Annotated in this window: 12 protein-coding genes and 1 other RNA gene; 5 read left to right on the top strand and 8 right to left on the bottom strand. The window is 71.5% G+C overall.

Annotation, left to right across the window (positions count from 1 at the left end; all coding sequences use genetic code 11):
- Positions 1-97: 97 nt before the first annotated feature.
- The 3 genes from yaaA to B7L92_RS01935 are packed head-to-tail and all read right to left on the bottom strand — an operon-like array spanning position 98 to position 2,328.
- On the bottom strand, positions 98-880 hold the full coding sequence (yaaA, locus tag B7L92_RS01945; RefSeq protein WP_081235767.1) for a peroxide stress protein YaaA: 783 nt from the start codon (positions 878-880) through the stop codon (positions 98-100).
- Positions 881-928: 48 nt separating this feature from the next.
- Positions 929-1,561: a hypothetical protein gene (locus B7L92_RS01940; protein ID WP_255310713.1), complete on the bottom strand. Its 633-nt coding sequence runs from the start codon at positions 1,559-1,561 to the stop codon at positions 929-931.
- Positions 1,562-1,572: 11 nt separating this feature from the next.
- Complete coding sequence (locus B7L92_RS01935) at positions 1,573-2,328, bottom strand: MerR family transcriptional regulator (protein ID WP_081235765.1); 756 nt, start codon at positions 2,326-2,328, stop codon at positions 1,573-1,575.
- 350 nt (positions 2,329-2,678) lie between these two features.
- Here B7L92_RS01935 and rnpB point away from each other — a divergent pair.
- Positions 2,679-3,080: RNase P RNA component class A (gene rnpB, locus B7L92_RS01930), an RNA gene on the top strand.
- Positions 3,081-3,247: 167 nt separating this feature from the next.
- Positions 3,248-4,156 (top strand): DUF4231 domain-containing protein, encoded by a 909-nt coding sequence (locus tag B7L92_RS01925; protein ID WP_255310712.1) that lies wholly within the window; start codon positions 3,248-3,250, stop codon positions 4,154-4,156.
- Between the two features lie 112 nt (positions 4,157-4,268).
- Here B7L92_RS01925 and B7L92_RS01920 read toward each other — a convergent pair whose 3' ends face one another.
- From B7L92_RS01920 to B7L92_RS01900, 5 genes are all read right to left on the bottom strand, one after another.
- A complete protein-coding gene (locus tag B7L92_RS01920) occupies positions 4,269-5,333 on the bottom strand; it encodes an aminotransferase class I/II-fold pyridoxal phosphate-dependent enzyme (protein WP_081235763.1) in 1,065 nt (354 codons plus the stop codon).
- A 15-nt stretch (positions 5,334-5,348) separates the two neighbouring features.
- Positions 5,349-6,275 carry a 2-hydroxyacid dehydrogenase gene (locus B7L92_RS01915; protein ID WP_081235762.1) on the bottom strand — a complete coding sequence of 309 codons (927 nt, stop codon included), beginning with the start codon at positions 6,273-6,275 and terminating at the stop codon, positions 5,349-5,351.
- The gene (locus tag B7L92_RS01910) at positions 6,272-10,078 is read right to left on the bottom strand and encodes a TIR domain-containing protein (protein WP_255310711.1); all 3,807 of its coding nucleotides are present in this window, start codon (positions 10,076-10,078) and stop codon (positions 6,272-6,274) included. Before B7L92_RS01910 ends, B7L92_RS01915 begins: the two co-directional genes overlap by 4 nt.
- A gap of 168 nt (positions 10,079-10,246) precedes the next feature.
- On the bottom strand, positions 10,247-10,999 hold the full coding sequence (locus B7L92_RS01905; RefSeq protein WP_174703911.1) for a 2OG-Fe dioxygenase family protein: 753 nt from the start codon (positions 10,997-10,999) through the stop codon (positions 10,247-10,249).
- A 307-nt stretch (positions 11,000-11,306) separates the two neighbouring features.
- The gene (locus tag B7L92_RS01900) at positions 11,307-12,314 is read right to left on the bottom strand and encodes an RNA polymerase sigma factor (protein WP_081235759.1); all 1,008 of its coding nucleotides are present in this window, start codon (positions 12,312-12,314) and stop codon (positions 11,307-11,309) included.
- A 555-nt stretch (positions 12,315-12,869) separates the two neighbouring features.
- Between B7L92_RS01900 and B7L92_RS01895 the strand changes: the two genes are divergently transcribed.
- The 3 genes from B7L92_RS01895 to B7L92_RS01880 all read left to right on the top strand — a co-directional run bounded on the left by B7L92_RS01895 (position 12,870) and on the right by B7L92_RS01880 (position 16,678).
- The gene (locus B7L92_RS01895) at positions 12,870-13,601 is read left to right on the top strand and encodes a DUF7873 family protein (protein WP_081235758.1); all 732 of its coding nucleotides are present in this window, start codon (positions 12,870-12,872) and stop codon (positions 13,599-13,601) included.
- A 735-nt stretch (positions 13,602-14,336) separates the two neighbouring features.
- Positions 14,337-15,764: a rifampin monooxygenase gene (gene rox / locus B7L92_RS01885; protein WP_081235769.1), complete on the top strand. Its 1,428-nt coding sequence runs from the start codon at positions 14,337-14,339 to the stop codon at positions 15,762-15,764.
- A 278-nt stretch (positions 15,765-16,042) separates the two neighbouring features.
- Positions 16,043-16,678 (top strand): lasso peptide biosynthesis B2 protein, encoded by a 636-nt coding sequence (locus tag B7L92_RS01880; protein WP_081235756.1) that lies wholly within the window; start codon positions 16,043-16,045, stop codon positions 16,676-16,678.
- The last annotated feature ends 1 nt before the right edge of the window (position 16,679 follow it).

The raw sequence follows: 16,679 nt of genomic DNA, 5'->3' as shown, positions 1-16,679 counted from the left end.
GGGGAGGGCAGGGGAGAGCTCATGGCGGCATCCTGCCCGCACCGAAGCGCTCTCCGCAAAGGTCGTTGCGCACACTGCAACGAGAGGGCGGTGGGTGTCAGTGCACCTCGGTCACCAGCACGTCCAGCGTCCAGGCCGTCCCCGCCCTGGCCGGCGCCGCCGCCTCCACCTCGTACCCGAGGTCCCGCAGCGCCTCCACCAGCTCGGCGGGATCCGCCGGAGCGGCCCCGGCGGTCAGCAGACTCCGGACGATCCGCCCCTTGGTCGCCTTGTTGAAGTGGCTGACCACCTTCCGGGTCGGCGCGTACAGCACCCGCACCGTCGCCGTCCGCGCGGCCGTCTCGCCCTTCGGCTTCCAGGCCGCCGCGTACGCCGCCGACCGCAGGTCCAGCACCAGCCCGCTCCCGGCCGCCTCGGGCAGCACGGAGGCCGTCGCCGCACGCCAGTGCGCGCCCAGCGCGCCGAGCCCGGGCAGCTTCACCCCCATCGAGCAGCGGTAGGAGGGGATCCGGTCGGTGACCCGGACCGCCCCCCACAACCCGGAGAAGACCAGCAGGGAGGCCGCGGCCCGCTCCTTCGCCGCCGCGTCGAGGGAGGCCAGGTCCAGGGCGTCGTACAGCACCCCGGTGTAGATCTCCCCGGCGGGCCGCGCGCCGGCCGTCCGCAGCTCCGCGTTCTTCGCGACCTCGCCCCGCAGCCCCTCGCTCAGCCCGAGCACCTCGCGCGCCTTGTCCTCGTCGCCGGCGCACAGGTCCACCAGCTCGGTGAGGACGGCCTCCCGGGCGGCCGTCAGCCCGGGCAGCGACAGCGACCCGAGCTCCAGCGCGGCACCGCGGCCGGAAGCGGCCTTGCCTTCGGACGGCGGCAGCAGGACAAGCACACGTACTCCTTCGGTGGAACCCGGCCGCCAGAGTACGACGCCCGCGCCCTACGCCTGCGCGGTGTGCCCCCCGGGCCGCCCGCCGGCCTGCTCCCCGGTGGTCAGGGCCCGGACCAGCCCGTCGGGGTCGTCGGCGTGGAAGCGGACCACGCGGACCTCACGGCGGCGGCCGAAGAAGGTGACGTGGGTGACCGGCTCGGTGAGGTGGACGGTGATGCTCGTCCGGGAGCCGACGTCGACGTGCAGCTCGCCGTCGGCCTTCTCGTGGGTCATGCGCGTCTCCCGCCGGACGGAGGCGATCCGCTCCCGCGGTATCCGCAGGTCGACGTGGGTCGCCCGGCGGATCCGCAGCGCGCGGGCGTCCAGCACGTGGGGGCGTACGACGGAGGCGGCGTGCAGGGCGACGACGATGACGACCGTGTACACGTCCAGCAGGAGCACCACCGCGTGCACGGTCGGCCAGTCCCTCAGCAGCACGGACATCACCACCGTCTCGACCACGCACACGAACGCGAGCCCGAACATCACGGCCGCCTGCCCCTGCGCGTACCCGAACGCCCTCCCGCCGCGGACCCCGTGGGTGCGCCGCGCCCCCCACAGCACCAGGCTCACCAGCAGCCGCAGCTCGTGCCGGGCGATGACCCGGGCGATCCGCGGGCCCTTCACGACCGCCCCTCTCACGACCGCCCCTCTCACGACCGTCCCTCCGCGGCGATCCGCAGCGCCCGGCGGACCGCCTCCGCCTGGGCCGGGGCGAAGTCGGCGTAGAGCGCGCGCAGGAAGCTGTGCCCCTGGTCGATCCACGTCCCCTCCGGGATCAGCTCGGCGGGTACGCACGCGGCGAGCGCGCGGGCGGCCTCGTCCACGCGCGGGTCGTCCGGTGCGGCGTCGGCGAGCGCGTCGAGCAGGCCGTACAGGGAGAGCGCCCGCTCCACCCCGCCCGGCGCGCCCACGACCCCGCCGAGCAGGCCCATCATCCGCTCCCGTTCCTCCGGCGGCATCGCCGTCTCGATGAGCGCGAGCACCTCCCGGTCCTTGGCGGCCGTGGGGGAGTCCGTCATGTGCCCCATGTCCTGGAACAGCGCGGCCAGCTCCGGCGAGACCGGCCCCTCGGGGACCGCCCCGCCCTCCGACTCCAGCAGCGCCCGCAGCCGCTCCCGGCGGTCCCGCAGCGCCGCCTCCTGCCGCGCCAGGTCCTCGTCCAGCTCCGTCAGCACCTCGACGAGGTCCTTCCCGGCGTCGTCCGCGAGGACGTCCCGCACCTCGGCGAGCCCCAGCCCCAGCTCGGTCAGCCGCCTGATCCGCGCCAGCACGACGGCGTGCCGCAGGGTGTAGTCCCGATAGCCGTTGGCCCGCCGCTCCGGCTCCGGCAGCAGCCCCAGATGGTGGTAGTGCCGCACGGTCCGCGTGGTGACGCCGACGGCGGCGGCGAGTTCTCCGATCCGCATGGGATCAGTAGAGACGTTGACGTCGCGGCAGGGTCAAGCGGACAGCCGTGGCGTCCGACGGGGCCCGCGGTCCTGCGCCGCGATCGGGGAACGGCTCCCGGTCCCACGGACAGGTGGTCGGCCGACGCCCCGGTCCGGCGAGCGGCCGGAGGAGGGGCGTGAGACGACTGCCACGGCCCGCGGGCCGCTCCCGCGGGCGGACGCCCTGCCGGCGGGCGCTCTCTCGCCCCGGACCCCGGAGCCCCCTCCGACCCTGACGGGCCCGGTCCTCGATCCTGACGGGTCCGGTCCCGCCACGGCCGCGCAGCGGAGGCGGCTCCCACGCCGGGTAGCATGGTCGGCACGGCAGACGAGCCGGGCGGACGGCCGCGTGGAGCCCCCAGGGGCTTCCCGAGGAACGTCCGGGCTCCACAGGGCAGGGTGGTGGCTAACGGCCACCCGGGGTGACCCGCGGGACAGTGCCACAGAAAGCAGACCGCCGGGGACCTCGGTCCCCGGTAAGGGTGAAACGGTGGTGTAAGAGACCACCAGCGCCTGAGGTGACTCAGGCGGCTAGGTAAACCCCACCCGGAGCAAGGTCAAGAGGAGCGCCGTGAAAAGCGCTCTGCGCGGACGTTCGAGGGCTGCCCGCCCGAGTCCGCGGGTAGACCGCACGAGGCCGGTGGCGACACCGGTCCTAGATGGATGGCCGTCGCCCCGGGGCCCGCGAGGACCCCGGGGAACAGAACCCGGCGTACAGCCCGACTCGTCTGCCCCCGCCGTGGGCGGGGACCGCACCCCGAGCGGTGACGTCGCTCCCGGGACCCCGCGTCGGCCCGCGGCCTTTCCGGATCAACTCCCGCTGGACAGCAGGGCCTTCGCCGACCACGCTGTTGACGGACGGAGCGTCGGTGCGTGGCGACGGGGGAGGGGGCGGGACGTGTCCGATCATGCGGACGCAGGCTTGCGCGAGGAGGATCTGCCGAGCCTGTTCCAGGCGGCCGACCGGGGATCGCTGGCCGGACAGCGCCACTACCTCGCAGGCACCCGCCTCCGGCTCGCGCTGGTGCTGGTCGCGGCCCTGGGCTCGTTGACGTCCGTCCACTTCGGCGACGTTCGGATCGACTGGGCCGCCCTGCTGGCCGCCGTCGCCCTGTGCGCGAGCATCATCACCGAGGTCGTCCTGATCCAGACCGGTCCGGAACGCGTCTGGTACGACGGGCGAGCCCTGGCCGAGTCCGCGAAGACCCTGGCGTGGAAGTACGCGGTCGGGGGCGCGCCGTTCCGGATCGGCGCCGGGACGGACGCCGACGGACGGGCCGACGAGCTTCTCTCCTCCCGGCTGGAGGAGCTGCTCACGACCGCCCGCCCGGAGGCGGGACTGCTCCCGGACGGGGGCGTCCAGGTGGGTGAGCGCATGCGGGCGCTGCGGTCCGCCCCCCTTGACGCGCGGCAGCGCGCGTACGTGCGGGGGCGGCTCGAGGGCCAGCACGCGTGGTACCTGGCCAAGGCGCACTACCACCGGCGCCGCGCCGTGCTCTGGCGGGTCGTGATGCTGTCCGGCGAGGCGGTCGGGCTGCTGTTCGCCACCCTGCGGGCGACGGAGGTGCTGGAGGTCGATCTCGCGGGTCTGGCCGCGACCGTGGTCGCCGCCGCCGCGGCCTGGCTGGAGACCCGCCAGCACTCCACCCTGAGCCGTGCCTACACGGTGACCGCCCAGGAACTCGCCGTGGTGCGGGTCCGGTTGGCCGCGCCGCACTCCGAGGAGTCCTGGGGCGACGCGGTCAAGGACGCGGAGGACGCCATCAGCCGCGAGCACACGATGTGGCAGGCGTCGCGGACCGCCTGAGCCCCGGGAGACACCCCGCGCGGCACCTCGGGCCCCGGGCGGGAGAGACCCTCGGGCAGGAGGGCCCCCGGGCCGGCCTCGGCCGGACCCGGGCCCGTCCGGCGGCCCGGACCTACGGCTGTGTCCAGCCGGGGTAGAGGAGGTTCACCCGGACGTGGTCGGCGAAGCCCTCGATGCCGAAGAAGCGCTGGTCCATGACGATCGCGTCCTTCATCGCCGCCTGGTCCAGGACCGCGAAGGTGTAGTAACCGGCTTCCGGGAGCGCGGCCTCCGAGCGGATCACCCCGGTCGCCAGCAGCCGCTCCCGCTCCCGCTGGATGTGCTCCACCAACGCGTCGTTGGACCCCTCGGAGCGCATCACCTCCATGATCCGCAGGGCGAAGTGCTCGTTCGCCGCACCGGTGGCGCCGGTGGTGTTGGCGCACGCGTAGCGGATCGACTCGCGGAACTCCGGGGGCAGGAGGAGATAGGCGAACCGGGTGCCGTGCACGGCCAGGCTCTTGGTCGGGCAGACGATGCGGAAGGTCAGGTCCTGCTCCAGCCGCGCGGTGGGCTCGGCCCGCGAGGAGCGGTCCCAGCGCGCGTACTGGAACGTGCCGTCGACCAGGACGAACGACCCGGTGCGGCGCTGCCACTCGGCGATCCGCTCGATCTGTCGCGGGTGCACCGTGGTGCCGAACACCCAGATCGGATCGCACAGGATGAGCGCCGAGCGCCGTTCCGGAAGCTCGAGTTCGGTGTGCTCGCCGTGCAGCAGGCCGTCGCCGATGCGATGCATCGGTATGCCCAGTGCGCCGCAGAAGTAGTAACAGGTGTAGTAGACCGGAGGCACGTAGCAGACCTCCTCGACGCCCATCTCGCGCAGGGCGAGGAAGAAGCCGAGGAGCAGGGGGCTCGATCCACTGGACACGTACACGCCGTCACCCGGGTAGGTCACGCCGTCGGTCGCGGTGTGGAACGCCGTGATCGAGTCGGTGAGCGCGGCCGAGTCGGAGAGGAAGCTGTAGTTCTCCAGCGTGGAGAGCCCCTGGGGCAGGCTCTCCGTTCCGTTGAGGTAGTGGCCCGAGAAGGGGTGCGTCGTCTGCCAGCCGGACAGGAAGCGTCCGGTCCGGTTGGTGCGTGAGGTGGAGTCGAGGCCGCGGTGAAGTCCCAGTATCTGGGCAGGCGGAATGATCATTCTGGTCCCCCCGGGTCAGATGATGCGGTGGGCCGGTCGGCCCGCGAGCGCGCTCGCGATCGTGTCGATCCACGTGGCTGCCCGCCGGTGCACTCCCTCCGCCGTGTACCAGCCGTGGGCCGGCGTCAGGACGGTGTTCGGCAGCCCCGTGTACGGGGCGGCCGAACCGATGACGTCGAGGCCCGCCCCGGCCACGGTTCCGTTGCGCAGGGCCTCGGCCAGCGCGTCGGGATCGATGAGTTCGTCGGAGGAGATGTTGACGACGAAGGCATGGGGTTGCATCAGGGCGAAGGTGTCGCGATTCAGCAGGTGGTGGCTCTCCTGCGTCAGCGGCAGGCACAGGAAGACCACGTCGGACGTGCGCAGCAGTTCCTCGAGGCCGACCTGCTCCGCGCCCCGCACGGTCCTGGGGCTGCGGTTGGTGAACCGTGCCCGCATCCCGAAGCCCCGGGCGATGGCGAGGATGCGCGCCCCGATGTCGCCGGCACCGATGACTCCCGCGGTCCTGCCTTCCAGTTCCAGCGCGAGGTGGCCGCCGGTGTCCGCGCCGGTGCGCAGTTCCCGGTCCAGCGCGACGATGTGACGGTTCGCGGCCAGATACAGCGCGATGGCGTGCTCGGCCACCGAGGAGCCGGTGTAGCCGGGCGTGTTGCAGACGGCGATGCCGTTCGCCTCGCAGTGGGCGAGGTCCACGTAGTCGTAGGCCGTGCCCGTGGTGACGATCAGCCGCAGGTCCGGGAGCTTCTCCAGGACCGGTCCGCTCAGGTCGCGGTTGGCGGTGACGAGGATCTCCACGCCGTCCGCGCGCTCCGGCAGGCCGTCGGTGTGCCGGACCGCGCGGACCAGGGACTCCAGGCGGGGACGCAGGTCCTCGGGCACCTCCTCCGGATCGATCAGGAGCAGCGCGCTCGGGGCCCGGGTGTCGGAGAAGGCGAGGGTCAAGACTGGCTCCGTTCCGTGGTGGTCCCGCCGGGTCGGTGGGACTGGGCGATGTCCTCCAGCGTCGTGCGCAGCCACACGGCGATGTCGGTGAAGGCCTCGTCGGGGTTCGGCCAGGCGGTGACCGGCCGGCCGTCCCGCGGCAGGGCCTGGAACGAGCCGAAGGGGAAGCCGTTCCAGTCGCACGCGCGGAGCACCACGGGGACGACGCGCGCGGTCCCTTCCCGGTGCCGCTCCAGGGCCCTGCGCATCTCCACGTCCCGGCAGTACTCGGAGGCCAGGAAGTCGGCGCTGACGAGCAGGAGGATGATGTCGGCCGATTCCAGGTTCTCGTCTATCGAACCCGCCCAGTCGTCGCCCGGCCGGATCTGCCGGTCGGACCAGGAGTCGAGCAGCCCGCGGTAGCGCAGAGTGCTCAGGTGCTTCTCCAGCTGGGAGCGGAACTCGTCGTCACGGTGCGAGTACGAGATGAACATCCGGGCCGGCCTGGTGAGCGCCCTCGGGGCCCGGGGCTCCTCGTGCCGCGGTGCGGGACGCGTGGTGCGGTGGGGGACGGCCGGCCTCGCGACGGACGGCGAGTCGATCGCTCCGAGGGCGACGAGCGAGTGGTGCTCGGCGGGGGTGATGCCCTGGCAGCCGCTGATGTCGAAGCCCTCGAACTGCCTGGGCACCCGGAAGGGCTCGACTTCTTCCAGGTCCGGGTAGGTGTAACGGCGGATCGCCTCGTCGCCGCCCGCGGCCGCCACGTACGCGCCGTCGGAGTGCCAGGCGAGGGAGCGGACCGTGCCGGCGGCCGTGCGGGACATCCCGTGCAGGCGCAGCCCGTCCTGCCCCCACACCCGCAGGTGGCCGTCCTGGCCCGCGCTCAGGAAGGTGTTCCCGCCGGGCGCGGCCAGCAGGGCCAGCACCGCGCCCTCGTGCGCCCGGGCCTGGCGGAGCAGCGTCCGGGAGGTCAGGTCCCACAGGCGCAGCGCCCCGTCACTGCTCCCGGTCACGCACAGGTCGCCGGCGAGGACGCACACACTGGTGACGTGGCCCTCGACGGTGCCGAGGAGTTCGGAGCCGCCGCTCGCGACCTGCCACAGGCGGGTCTGCCCGTCCTCCCCGACCGACACCAGACGCTGTCCGTCCCCGGTGTACTGGACGGCCCGTACCCGTGCCTCGTGCCCGGTGAACGCCCGTACGCCGCCCCGCCCCTGGATGTCCCAGATCCTGATGACGGCGTCGGCGCCGGCGGCCGCCAGACTGTGCCCGTTCGGTTCGAAGGCGACCGTCCACAGCCAGTTGCGCGAACCGGTGAGCACCGCGGACGGCTGGTTCGTCCGCAGGTCCCACAGGCGTACGTCCCAGTCCTCGCTCGCCGTCGCCAGGACGTTGCCCTGCGGGCGGAACGCGACCGCCCGCACCCCCGCCGTGTGGCCGCCCAGTTCGGCCAGGCAGTCGCCGGTCGCGGCGTCCCAGAGGCGCACGAGTCGGTCGTGGCCCCCCGAGGCCAGTAAGCGGCCGTCCGGTGACGACGCCACGCTCAGTACCGTCCCCGAGCTGCCGGCCAGTACCTCCAGGCATTCGGCGTCGGCCGTGTCCCAGAAACGGATGGTGGAGTTGCGGCCGACGGTGGCGAAGTACTGCCCCTCGCTGTCGGCGGAGACCGGCCACACCGGGCCGTCGAGGCTGTTGATCACCCGCTCGCAGCGCGCGGCCGACGGGTCGGCGATGTTCCACACCCGGATCGTCTCGTCGTGGCTGCCGGTGATGAGCACTTCCCCGGAGGCGTTCCGGGTCACCGCGACGGCCCACACCGACGAGGTGTGTCCGAGGAGGGTGCCGACGAGCTTGCGGCTCTCGGTGTTCCAGACCCGGATCGCGCCGTCGTCGCATCCGACGAACACGTGCCTGCCGTCAGTGGAGAAGCGCAGGCACCGGCCGGCCACCGGCGCGCGCCCCTCCAGGGAGACCTCCTCGCCGGTGGCGGTGTCCCACATGCGTACGCACACCTCGTCGCAGGCGGCGGCGATGAGGGTCGAAGCCGGCGCGCTGTGCAGTCCCCAGATCTCCGCGTCGATCGCGCACAGCACCCGTGGTTCGCTCGCCCGGGGCTCGACGGACCAGGCGAGGATGCGCCGGTCCTCGCCCGCGCTGAACAGGACGCGCCCGTCGGCCGAGAAGACCAGGCTGCGGGTCTGCCGGTCGTGGCCGGGATAGTCGGTGGGGAGGTTGGTGGCCAGGTCCCACACGCGCAGCCGGCCCTTCTCGTCGGAGCAGGCGAGCCGTCCGCCGTCGGGGGAGAAGGCCACGGCCCTGATCCAGTCCGCCTCCCACGGGAGGGTGCGCAGCGGCGTGCCGTCCGGCACGTTGACCAGCAGGACCGAACCGCCGCTCTGCCCGATCGCCGCGGCCTTGCCCTCCGGCGAGAAGTCCATGCCGAAGACGTAGTGGTAGACGCCGGGGAAGCGGCATCCGGAGAACTCCGTCATCCGGGCCGTGGCGTGCGAGAGCCGGATGCCGGACAGGTCCACCTGGCGCAGCACCAGGTGGGAGAGGTCGAGGCCGGAGAGGTCGCTGGTCCACGCGTGGTGGATCGAGAGGGCGTTCGCCGCGAGGAACGTGCCGTACGCCTCCGAGCCGACGCGGGAGGCGTCCAGCAGGGAGAGCAGCCGCGGGGCGACCTGGCTGGCGGAGCCCAGCCGGTCCTGCAGCATGTTCATGATCGGCTGGGACAGGAAGCGGCGCTGGGCCTCCCGTACGTGCTCCGGCATGGCGGCGTCCACGAGCGCGAACCGGGTGAGCACGTCCGGTTCGCCGGTGCGGACCTCCTCGACGCAGGCCAGGTTGAGCCGTGCCGTCACGAACTCCTGGATCATGTACTGGAGGTAGAAGGAGCCGTTGCTCTCCTGGACCAGGGACCTGCGCCGCAGACGCTGCAGCAGCGTCGCCGCGGACGACGGGGTGCCGATCCGCGGTTCGGCCGAGATCTCGCGGACCGTGAGGGGGCGGCGGGCCGCGGCGAGCCGGAACAGCACCAGTCGCTCGGCGTGCGTCAGCCGTTCGAAGTGCTGGTGGAACAGTCCTTCCAGTTCCCCGAAGAGGAATTCGCCGGACTCCACGAAGCGGGCGATGCTCCCGTCGTGTATGTCGAGGATCAGGTCGGAGACGAGTTGTATGGCCAGCGGGTTGCCGTCGTACCTGCTGACGAGGTCCCGGCGCAGCCGTACGTCGCCGCGCAGGCCGCGCCGGGCCAGGAGCGTCCGGGCCGGCACCTTGGGCAGGCCCTGCAGGTGCATGGCGCGCACGCTGGCGCTCGTCTCCCGCAGGAACGACGGGTTCTCACGCGAGGTGATCAGTACCGTCGAGCGGTGGGGTTCGGACGCCAGGCAGCGCAGCAGGGTGCCGTACTCCTCGTACCCGGGCCGGAACTCCCCGGAGAACCGCTCCGAGTCGAGGAGGACCTCCAGGTTGTCCAGCACGATGAGGGACGGCTCGTCGTCGAGGCAGGTGATGAGCTGTTCCAGCGGTGTCCCCGGGGACGCGGTGTCCCGGTCGGTGAACAGCGACAGCAGCCCGTGCAGGAATGCGTCGGCCGGGGGCGCGTTGGTGAGGGAGACCCAGATCGTGCGGCGCGACGAGGTGCCCCCGGTCTGCGCCAGCCGGTAGGCGAGTGCGCTCTTCCCGACGCCGCCCAGTCCGTACACCGTGCAGACCCGACAGCCCGACTCCATGAAGTTGAGGAGTCTGCTGACCTCTCTGGTGCGGTCGACGAAGCCGTCCGGCGGCACGTGGTAGGTGCTGAACAGGTACGAGATGGACATGGCTCTCACCTCCGGACAGCCCAGGAGAGGACGTGGGCGCGACGACGCGCCACCGTCCGGGCCGGGCGGCGGCGGGCGCGATTGTATCGGGCCGTGCCATGCCTTCAGTGAGCCGTCGATCGTGCCAACTCCTGCTGTGAAAAAGGGAGCTGACGGCTTATTAGATAGTCACATCACTTTCGTCATGGGTGTGATGTCCACGAGGACCACGGCGCGTTCACCCGGTCCTTGCTCGTCGCCCCGGCGGATGGGATCGACGTGGTGACTGACGCGTTCGTCGTGGATTCCGTACGAGTCGAGTGGCTGCTCCAGGTCGAAGACGGCCCGGAGTCGGTGCGCGGGCACATCGCCCGGCTGCGCGCCCGCGCAGGCCGCGTCGGCGACGTAGTTGGTGCCGCCCACCGCGTTCTTCTTGTAGACCAGATGGGCGAAATGAAAGGGCTCACCGTCCTGGTGCAGGAAGTTCGGTGACGACACGGCCGAACCGTCCCCTTCCGCGACGGAGAGTTTGATGAGGTGCACGCCCACGTGCAGGGGAGCGGCACGTTCCCGTTCGCTCCACCACGTCTGGGTGAAGTCGAAGAGGACGATCCGTTCCAGCAGGGGATTGTTCTCCGTCCGCTGCGAGACGGCGGGAAACCACCGGTCCAGATCGCGGTGCTCCGGGTTGTACCCGCCCTGGAAGTAGCGCGTGACCGTGCCGTGGCGCGCGTGGTGCGTCTTCGGAATCCAGTGCAGCCTGCCCTCCCAGGGGAGCAGCACCGCGGCGGAGTGCCGGCGGTAGCGGTTCAGCCGGGGGTCGCCGTACGGGTCCGGCGGCAGGTCGGCGAACTCGGCCTTCAGATCCTCGTACCACGTGTCGACGAGGGTGGGTTCGAACTCCTCCGACAATCGGAACTGCTCGAATCCATGGGTCCTCAACGACGGCTCCCCCTGCCCCTCCACGGTCTCCTGCCCCCTCGTGGTGGTTCCTTCACCGCCGGTGAGCGGCTCGTCACGGGGGATGTGCCCAGGCGGGCTGGTGGTCAATCCCCCGTTCGACCGCCCCGGCCACGCCCGGCCACGCGTCGAAGGAGCTCGAAGGAGTTCGAAGGAGTCGGGCCGTCGGTTCCCCGTCGGAGGTCGGACGTCGCAGCCCGGTGCCGGGGCGGGCCGGACCCGCCCCGGCACGCGGCCGCGCCGATCCGGCTGCCCCCGGTGTGCGGCCCGGCTCGTCCGCCGGCCCGCGTCACGCGTCGGTGAGGTAGTCCCGCAGCGCGTGCGAGCGGGCGGGGTGCCGGAGCTTGCTCATCGTCTTGGACTCGATCTGGCGTATGCGCTCGCGGGTCACGCCGTAGACCTGCCCGATCTCCTCCAGGGTCCGCGGCCGCTCGCCGTAGAGGCCGTACCGCAGGGAGATGACGCCGGCCTCGCGCGGGCTCAGGTCCGCCAGGACGCTCCGGACGGCGCGCTGGAGGTGCCCGAAGGCGACCACCTCCCAGGGGGAGGGCGAGTCGCTGTCCATGATGAGGTCGCCGAACTCGCCGCCGCCCTCCTCGGACAGGGGAAGGTCCAGGGAAACGGGCTCCCTGGCGTACGCGTCGAGTTCGGCCAGCTTCTCCACGGTGATCGACGCCCGCTCGGCCACGTCCTCCGGGGCGGGCTCGGTGCCGGTGGCGCGGATCAGTTCGCGGCGGACCCGTGCCACGCGGTTGATGACCTCCACCGCGTGCACCGGGATGCGGATGGTGCGGCTCTGGTCGGCCATGGCCCGGGTGATCCCCTGCTTGATCCACCAGGTGGCGTAGGTCGAGAACTTGAAGCCCTTGGTGTAGTCGAACTTCTCCACGGCCCTGATGAGTCCGGCGTTGCCCTCCTGGATGAGGTCCATGAACTGCAGTCCGCGCCCCGTGTAGCGCTTGGCGACGGACACCACCAGGCGGAGGTTGGCCTCGGTGAGGTGGTTCTTGGCGCGGCGTCCGTCCTCGGCGAGGAGGCCGAGTTCCCGGCCGTACCGCGGGTCGAGGACCGGTTCCTCGGCGAGCAGCCGCTCGGCGTACAACCCGGCCTCGATGCGCTGGGCCAGCTCCACCTCCTGCTCGGCGGTGAGCAGTCGGACCCGGGAGATGAGCCGGAGGTAGTCCTTGACCTGGTCGGCCGTGCCGAGGTCGGAGGAGAGCCGGGGCGCGGGCGCGTCGGTCTCGTCGTCCTCGGCGAGCAGGAGGCCCTCGGGGGTCGGCGCGTTCGTGGCGTTCATCGGGTCTCCGTCGGGTTTTCGGATCCGGAATTCTGCATGAATGCGATCGGCGATTCCCGGGACAGGACGACGGACGCGTCAGGGGAATGGTGCCGGCGGGCGCCTTGGACGACGAGCCGATTACTCATTTCTCCGACCTCAGACGTTGAGAGCTGGCGATATCCACCGTAACACCGCGCCCTCACTGGTCAGGGGTGCTGCTCAAGGGCCCCCGGATGTGGGAAACGTCGCCCTTGACAGAAAAGCCGGCCGTGTGAGCACGGAAAAGGGGGATCTTTTGAGAAGGGCCGGGAACGGCCCGTGGGTTTTCCGCCCGGGCGAGCGGTGTGCGCCGAGGGGAAGGGCGGGCCGAGGAAAGGGGTGGACCCGCCGAGCGGATTTCCCCGGAAGGAGTCTGCCCACATCGCGCCGCGCCTCCCCGGGCCCCCGGCGATCACCGGGGTTCCGAGATCCGGGCCGCGTACGTGACCGGCCGCAGCACGCCCCCTCGGGATAAAAGGAATGCACGCGTGCCATCGGGTGGGGTACGTTCCCGCTTGTTCGAAGGGGGGCCCAGTGGCGAAGCTCAATCAGATCATCGCTGTCGAAAAGGGCGTCAAGAGCAAGTCGCTCCAGGACATCACCGCGGCGCACCACAAGGTGCAGAAGCCGGCGCTGCTGTCCGGCATCTCGCGCACGTACCAGCCGAAGGACGAGGAGGGCGAGCAACTGCCGCCCGAGTCCACGCGGGTGCAGGTGCAGGCCGAGGACGTGCTGCGGGAGATGTCCGCGTCGCTGACCCGGCTGTTCGACGTGACCGCCACCAAGGACTGGGCGAACTGCACGGCCCGCGCGGACGTCACGGTCGACGGGCGGACGATCCTCGCCGACGTCCCGGTGAGCCACCTGCTGTTCCTGGAGAAGCAGCTCACCGACCTCCACACCTTCGTCAGGAAGCTCCCCACGCTCGACACCGCCGAGTCCTGGTCCCGCGACCCGTCCACGGACTGGTGGAAGACGGACCCGGTGCGCACGATCCGCACCAAGAAGGTCCCGCGCAACCACGTCAAGGCGGAGGCGACCGACAAGCACCCGGCGCAGGTCGAGGTGTACTACGAGGACGTGCCCATCGGGTACTGGACGACCGTGAAGTTCTCCGGGGCGCTCCCGGCGCGGCGGGTGAACGAACTGGTGGAGCGGGTCGAGAAGCTCCAGCAGGCGGTGAAGTTCGCCCGCGAGGAGGCCAACGGCGCCGAGGTCACCGACCAGCGGGTCGGCGAGGCGGTGTTCGGCTACCTGTTCGGCTGACACCGGCCGCGAGCAACATCCACGAACGCCCCCGCGTGCGAGCGCGGGGGTGCGCGACAGGCGCGGGCCGGATTGAGGACCGGTTCGCGTGATGAGCGCAAGCTGACACTGAAGTTCAGCCTGAAGAAGCGGTGACAGTGAAGGTTCGAGTCCTTCCCCCGGCACAACAGCCCGACACCGGGCCGGGGTGGCCCAACACGGCAGAGGCAGCCGCGGTCAATCTCAGACTCTCGCTCCAGTCTCAGCATCGCCGCCGATCGCCGGATCGACCGGGGACGGACGAACGCCGTCGGATGCGAGTTCGACTCTCGTCTGCACCTCTTGCCTGGTGCGGTAGTTCAACGGAAGAACACGACGGCATGATGACTGATCCGTCCTCTTAAACGCCGCCGGCGTGCGCAACTGGGTGGCATCCCCAGGGGCCCGGGAGCTGGATACGACTCCCGGGCTCCGCCATGTCCGGGCCGAATGCGACGTCCGAGTCGATCGCGACGTCCGGGCCGATCGTGGCGCGGCCGGGCGCCTGCGCGGCGGACGGCGAAAGAAAAAGGGCGAGGAAAGAGACGAAGGAAGGCGAAGGAAGGCGCGGGAAGACGCGGGAAAAGAGAAAGGCAAGGAGGTCACTCACTCCTTGCCACTCTCAACATATAGCGCACCGGGGGCCTTGCGGCAAGGCCCCGGTCGTGCCGGAGAATCACCGGCCGTGACCGGAATCTGTGGAAACGGGGTGTGGTGATGATCGACGTGATCGTCGTCGGCGGCGGGCCGACCGGACTGATGCTCTCCTGCGAACTGCGGCTGCACGGCGTGCGCGTGGTCGTGCTGGAGAGGCTGACCGAGCCGACCGGGCAGTCCCGCGGGCAGGGCCTGCACACGCGCAGCGTCGAGCTGATGGACCAGCGCGGTCTGCTGGACCGGTTCCTCGCGGTCAGTGAGAAGTTCCAGGTCGGCGGTCTCTTCGGCGGCATCGTCAAGCCGTGGCCGGACCGGCTGGACACGGCCCACCCGTACGGCGTCGCCACCCCGCAGCCGGTCACCGAGCGGCTGCTCGAGGAGCGTGCCCTGGAACTCGGTACCGAGATCCGGCGCGGCTGCGAGGTGGTCGGGCTGAGCCAGGACGAGGACGGGGTGACCGTCGAGCTGGCGGACGGCACGCGGCTGCGCTCGCGCCACCTCGTCGGGTGCGACGGCGGCCGCAGCCTGGTGCGCAAGGAGATCGGCGTCGGTTTCCCCGGCGAGCCCGCCAAGGTCGAGACGCTGCTCGGTGAGATGGAGCTGACCGAGGACCCGGCGACCGTCGCCGCCGTCGTCGAGGAGGTCCGCAGGACCCAGCTGCGGTTCGGCGCCGCTCCTCTCGGGGACGGGGTGTACCGCGTCGTCGTGCCCGCCGACGGTGTGGCCGAGGACCGTGCCACCGCGCCGACCCTCGAGGAGTTCCGGCAGCGGCTGCGGGCCGTCGCGGGCACCGACTTCGGTGCGCGCGCGCCGCGTTGGCTCTCCCGGTTCGGCGACGCCACCCGGCAGGCCGAGCGCTACCGGGTCGGCCGGGTGCTGCTGGCCGGCGACGCGGCGCACATCCACCCGCCGACCGGCGGGCAAGGGCTCAACCTCGGTGTGCAGGACGCGTTCAACCTCGGCTGGAAGCTGGCCGCCGTGGTCAACGGCTGGGCTCCGGAAGGGCTGTTGGACAGCTACCACGCCGAACGGCACCCGGTGGGCGCCCGCGTGCTGGAGAACACCCGCGCGCAGATCACGCTGTTGGGGACCGATCCGGGGGCGACCGCGTTGCGGGAGCTGTTCTCGAGGCTGATGGACTTCGAGGAGGTGAACCGGTACGTGACCGGGATGATCACCGCGGTCGAGGTCCGCTACGACTTCGGCGAAGGCCACGAACTGCTCGGCCGGCGGATGCGGGACGTGAGGCTGAAGCGGGGCCGCCTCTACGAGCTGATGCGCGGCGGCCGCGGGCTGCTGCTCGACCGGACCGGCCGGCTCTCGGTGGCGGGCTGGGCGGACCGCGTCGACCACGTCGTCGACGTCAGCGAGGAACTGGACGTGCCCGCGGTGCTGCTGCGGCCGGACGGTCACGTGGCGTGGGCCGGCGAGGACCAGGCGGATCTGCTCGGCCACCTGCCCAGGTGGTTCGGCGCCGCCGCCGACTGAGCGCGGGTGCGCGGGCGCCGGCAGTCCGGTTGCGGGACACCCAGGAAAGAGTAACCTAAATTTTATCGATACTACCTGATTTATGGAGGTAGGCGATGTTCCTCCGACTGCTGCGGCGTCGCATGCCGCATGGGCTCGTCCTGCTCGGCAACGGCCGTCTGATCCGGGGCTACAGCGGCGCCTACTACGACGGTCACGGATACCAGTACTGACACCGCCCCCACGTCGGGCCGGGTCCGCCGCAGGAACGGTGTCAGACCGACCTTGGAGGATGTGCGGTGGCAGAGGACGCGGCAGAGGACACCGATGCCCTGGTGGCCATGGTGCGGATCCTGTCACCGCACTGCCGTGTCACCAGGATGTCCGACGGAGCGCTGATCGCGGACTGGCGGCGGACGCGTTTCCTCGGGGTGACGACGGCGGACATCCGGAAGTTCGCCGGGGGAGCCTCCGGGGAACGCGCCGAAATCGTCACCGGTCTCCTCCGCGCCGGGTGTGCGACGGCCCGCCCGAGGCGGCAGTCGGACGCCGCGGTCGGGCTCTGGCTGCGCGGAGTGCACCTGTTGATCCGCACCGTGGGGTTCGGGCGCGCCCTTCGGCTCCTGTCCTTGGCGGCCCCGGCCTACGTCCGTGCGGACCCCGCCGCCACGGAGGACGTCGAACGGCTGAAACGGGCAGTGCGATCACACGGTCGCAGAAGCTGGTTCGTCAACGGCGACTGCAAGGCCGAGGCCATGACGGCCTTCGTCCTGTTACGGCGGCGCGGCCTGGAGGCCGTACTCCACGTCGGTGTGCGCGAGCACCCGTTCGCCCTGCACGCCTGGACGTCTTCGGCCGGCCTGTGCATCCCCGACGCCGATCCGCGCGGACACGCGTTCGCGCCGGTCCTCTCGGTCGGCGGCGGAGGGCAGTGAC

The organism is Streptomyces viridosporus, from assembly GCF_002078235.1.
Lineage (GTDB): Bacteria > Actinomycetota > Actinomycetes > Streptomycetales > Streptomycetaceae > Streptomyces > Streptomyces viridosporus.
This window is presented reverse-complemented; position numbering and strand designations above follow the sequence as displayed.

Bases quoted from the DNA above. Each gene is read 5' to 3' on its own strand.
- B7L92_RS01935 (WP_081235765.1), bottom strand. From the start codon at position 2,328: ATGCGGATCGGAGAACTCGCCGCCGCCGTCGGCGTCACCACGCGGACC.
- B7L92_RS01920 (WP_081235763.1), bottom strand. From the start codon at position 5,333: ATGATCATTCCGCCTGCCCAGATACTGGGACTTCACCGCGGCCTCGAC.
- B7L92_RS01910 (WP_255310711.1), bottom strand. From the start codon at position 10,078: ATGTCCATCTCGTACCTGTTCAGCACCTACCACGTGCCGCCGGACGGC.
- B7L92_RS01900 (WP_081235759.1), bottom strand. From the start codon at position 12,314: ATGAACGCCACGAACGCGCCGACCCCCGAGGGCCTCCTGCTCGCCGAG.
- rox (WP_081235769.1), top strand. From the start codon at position 14,337: ATGATCGACGTGATCGTCGTCGGCGGCGGGCCGACCGGACTGATGCTC.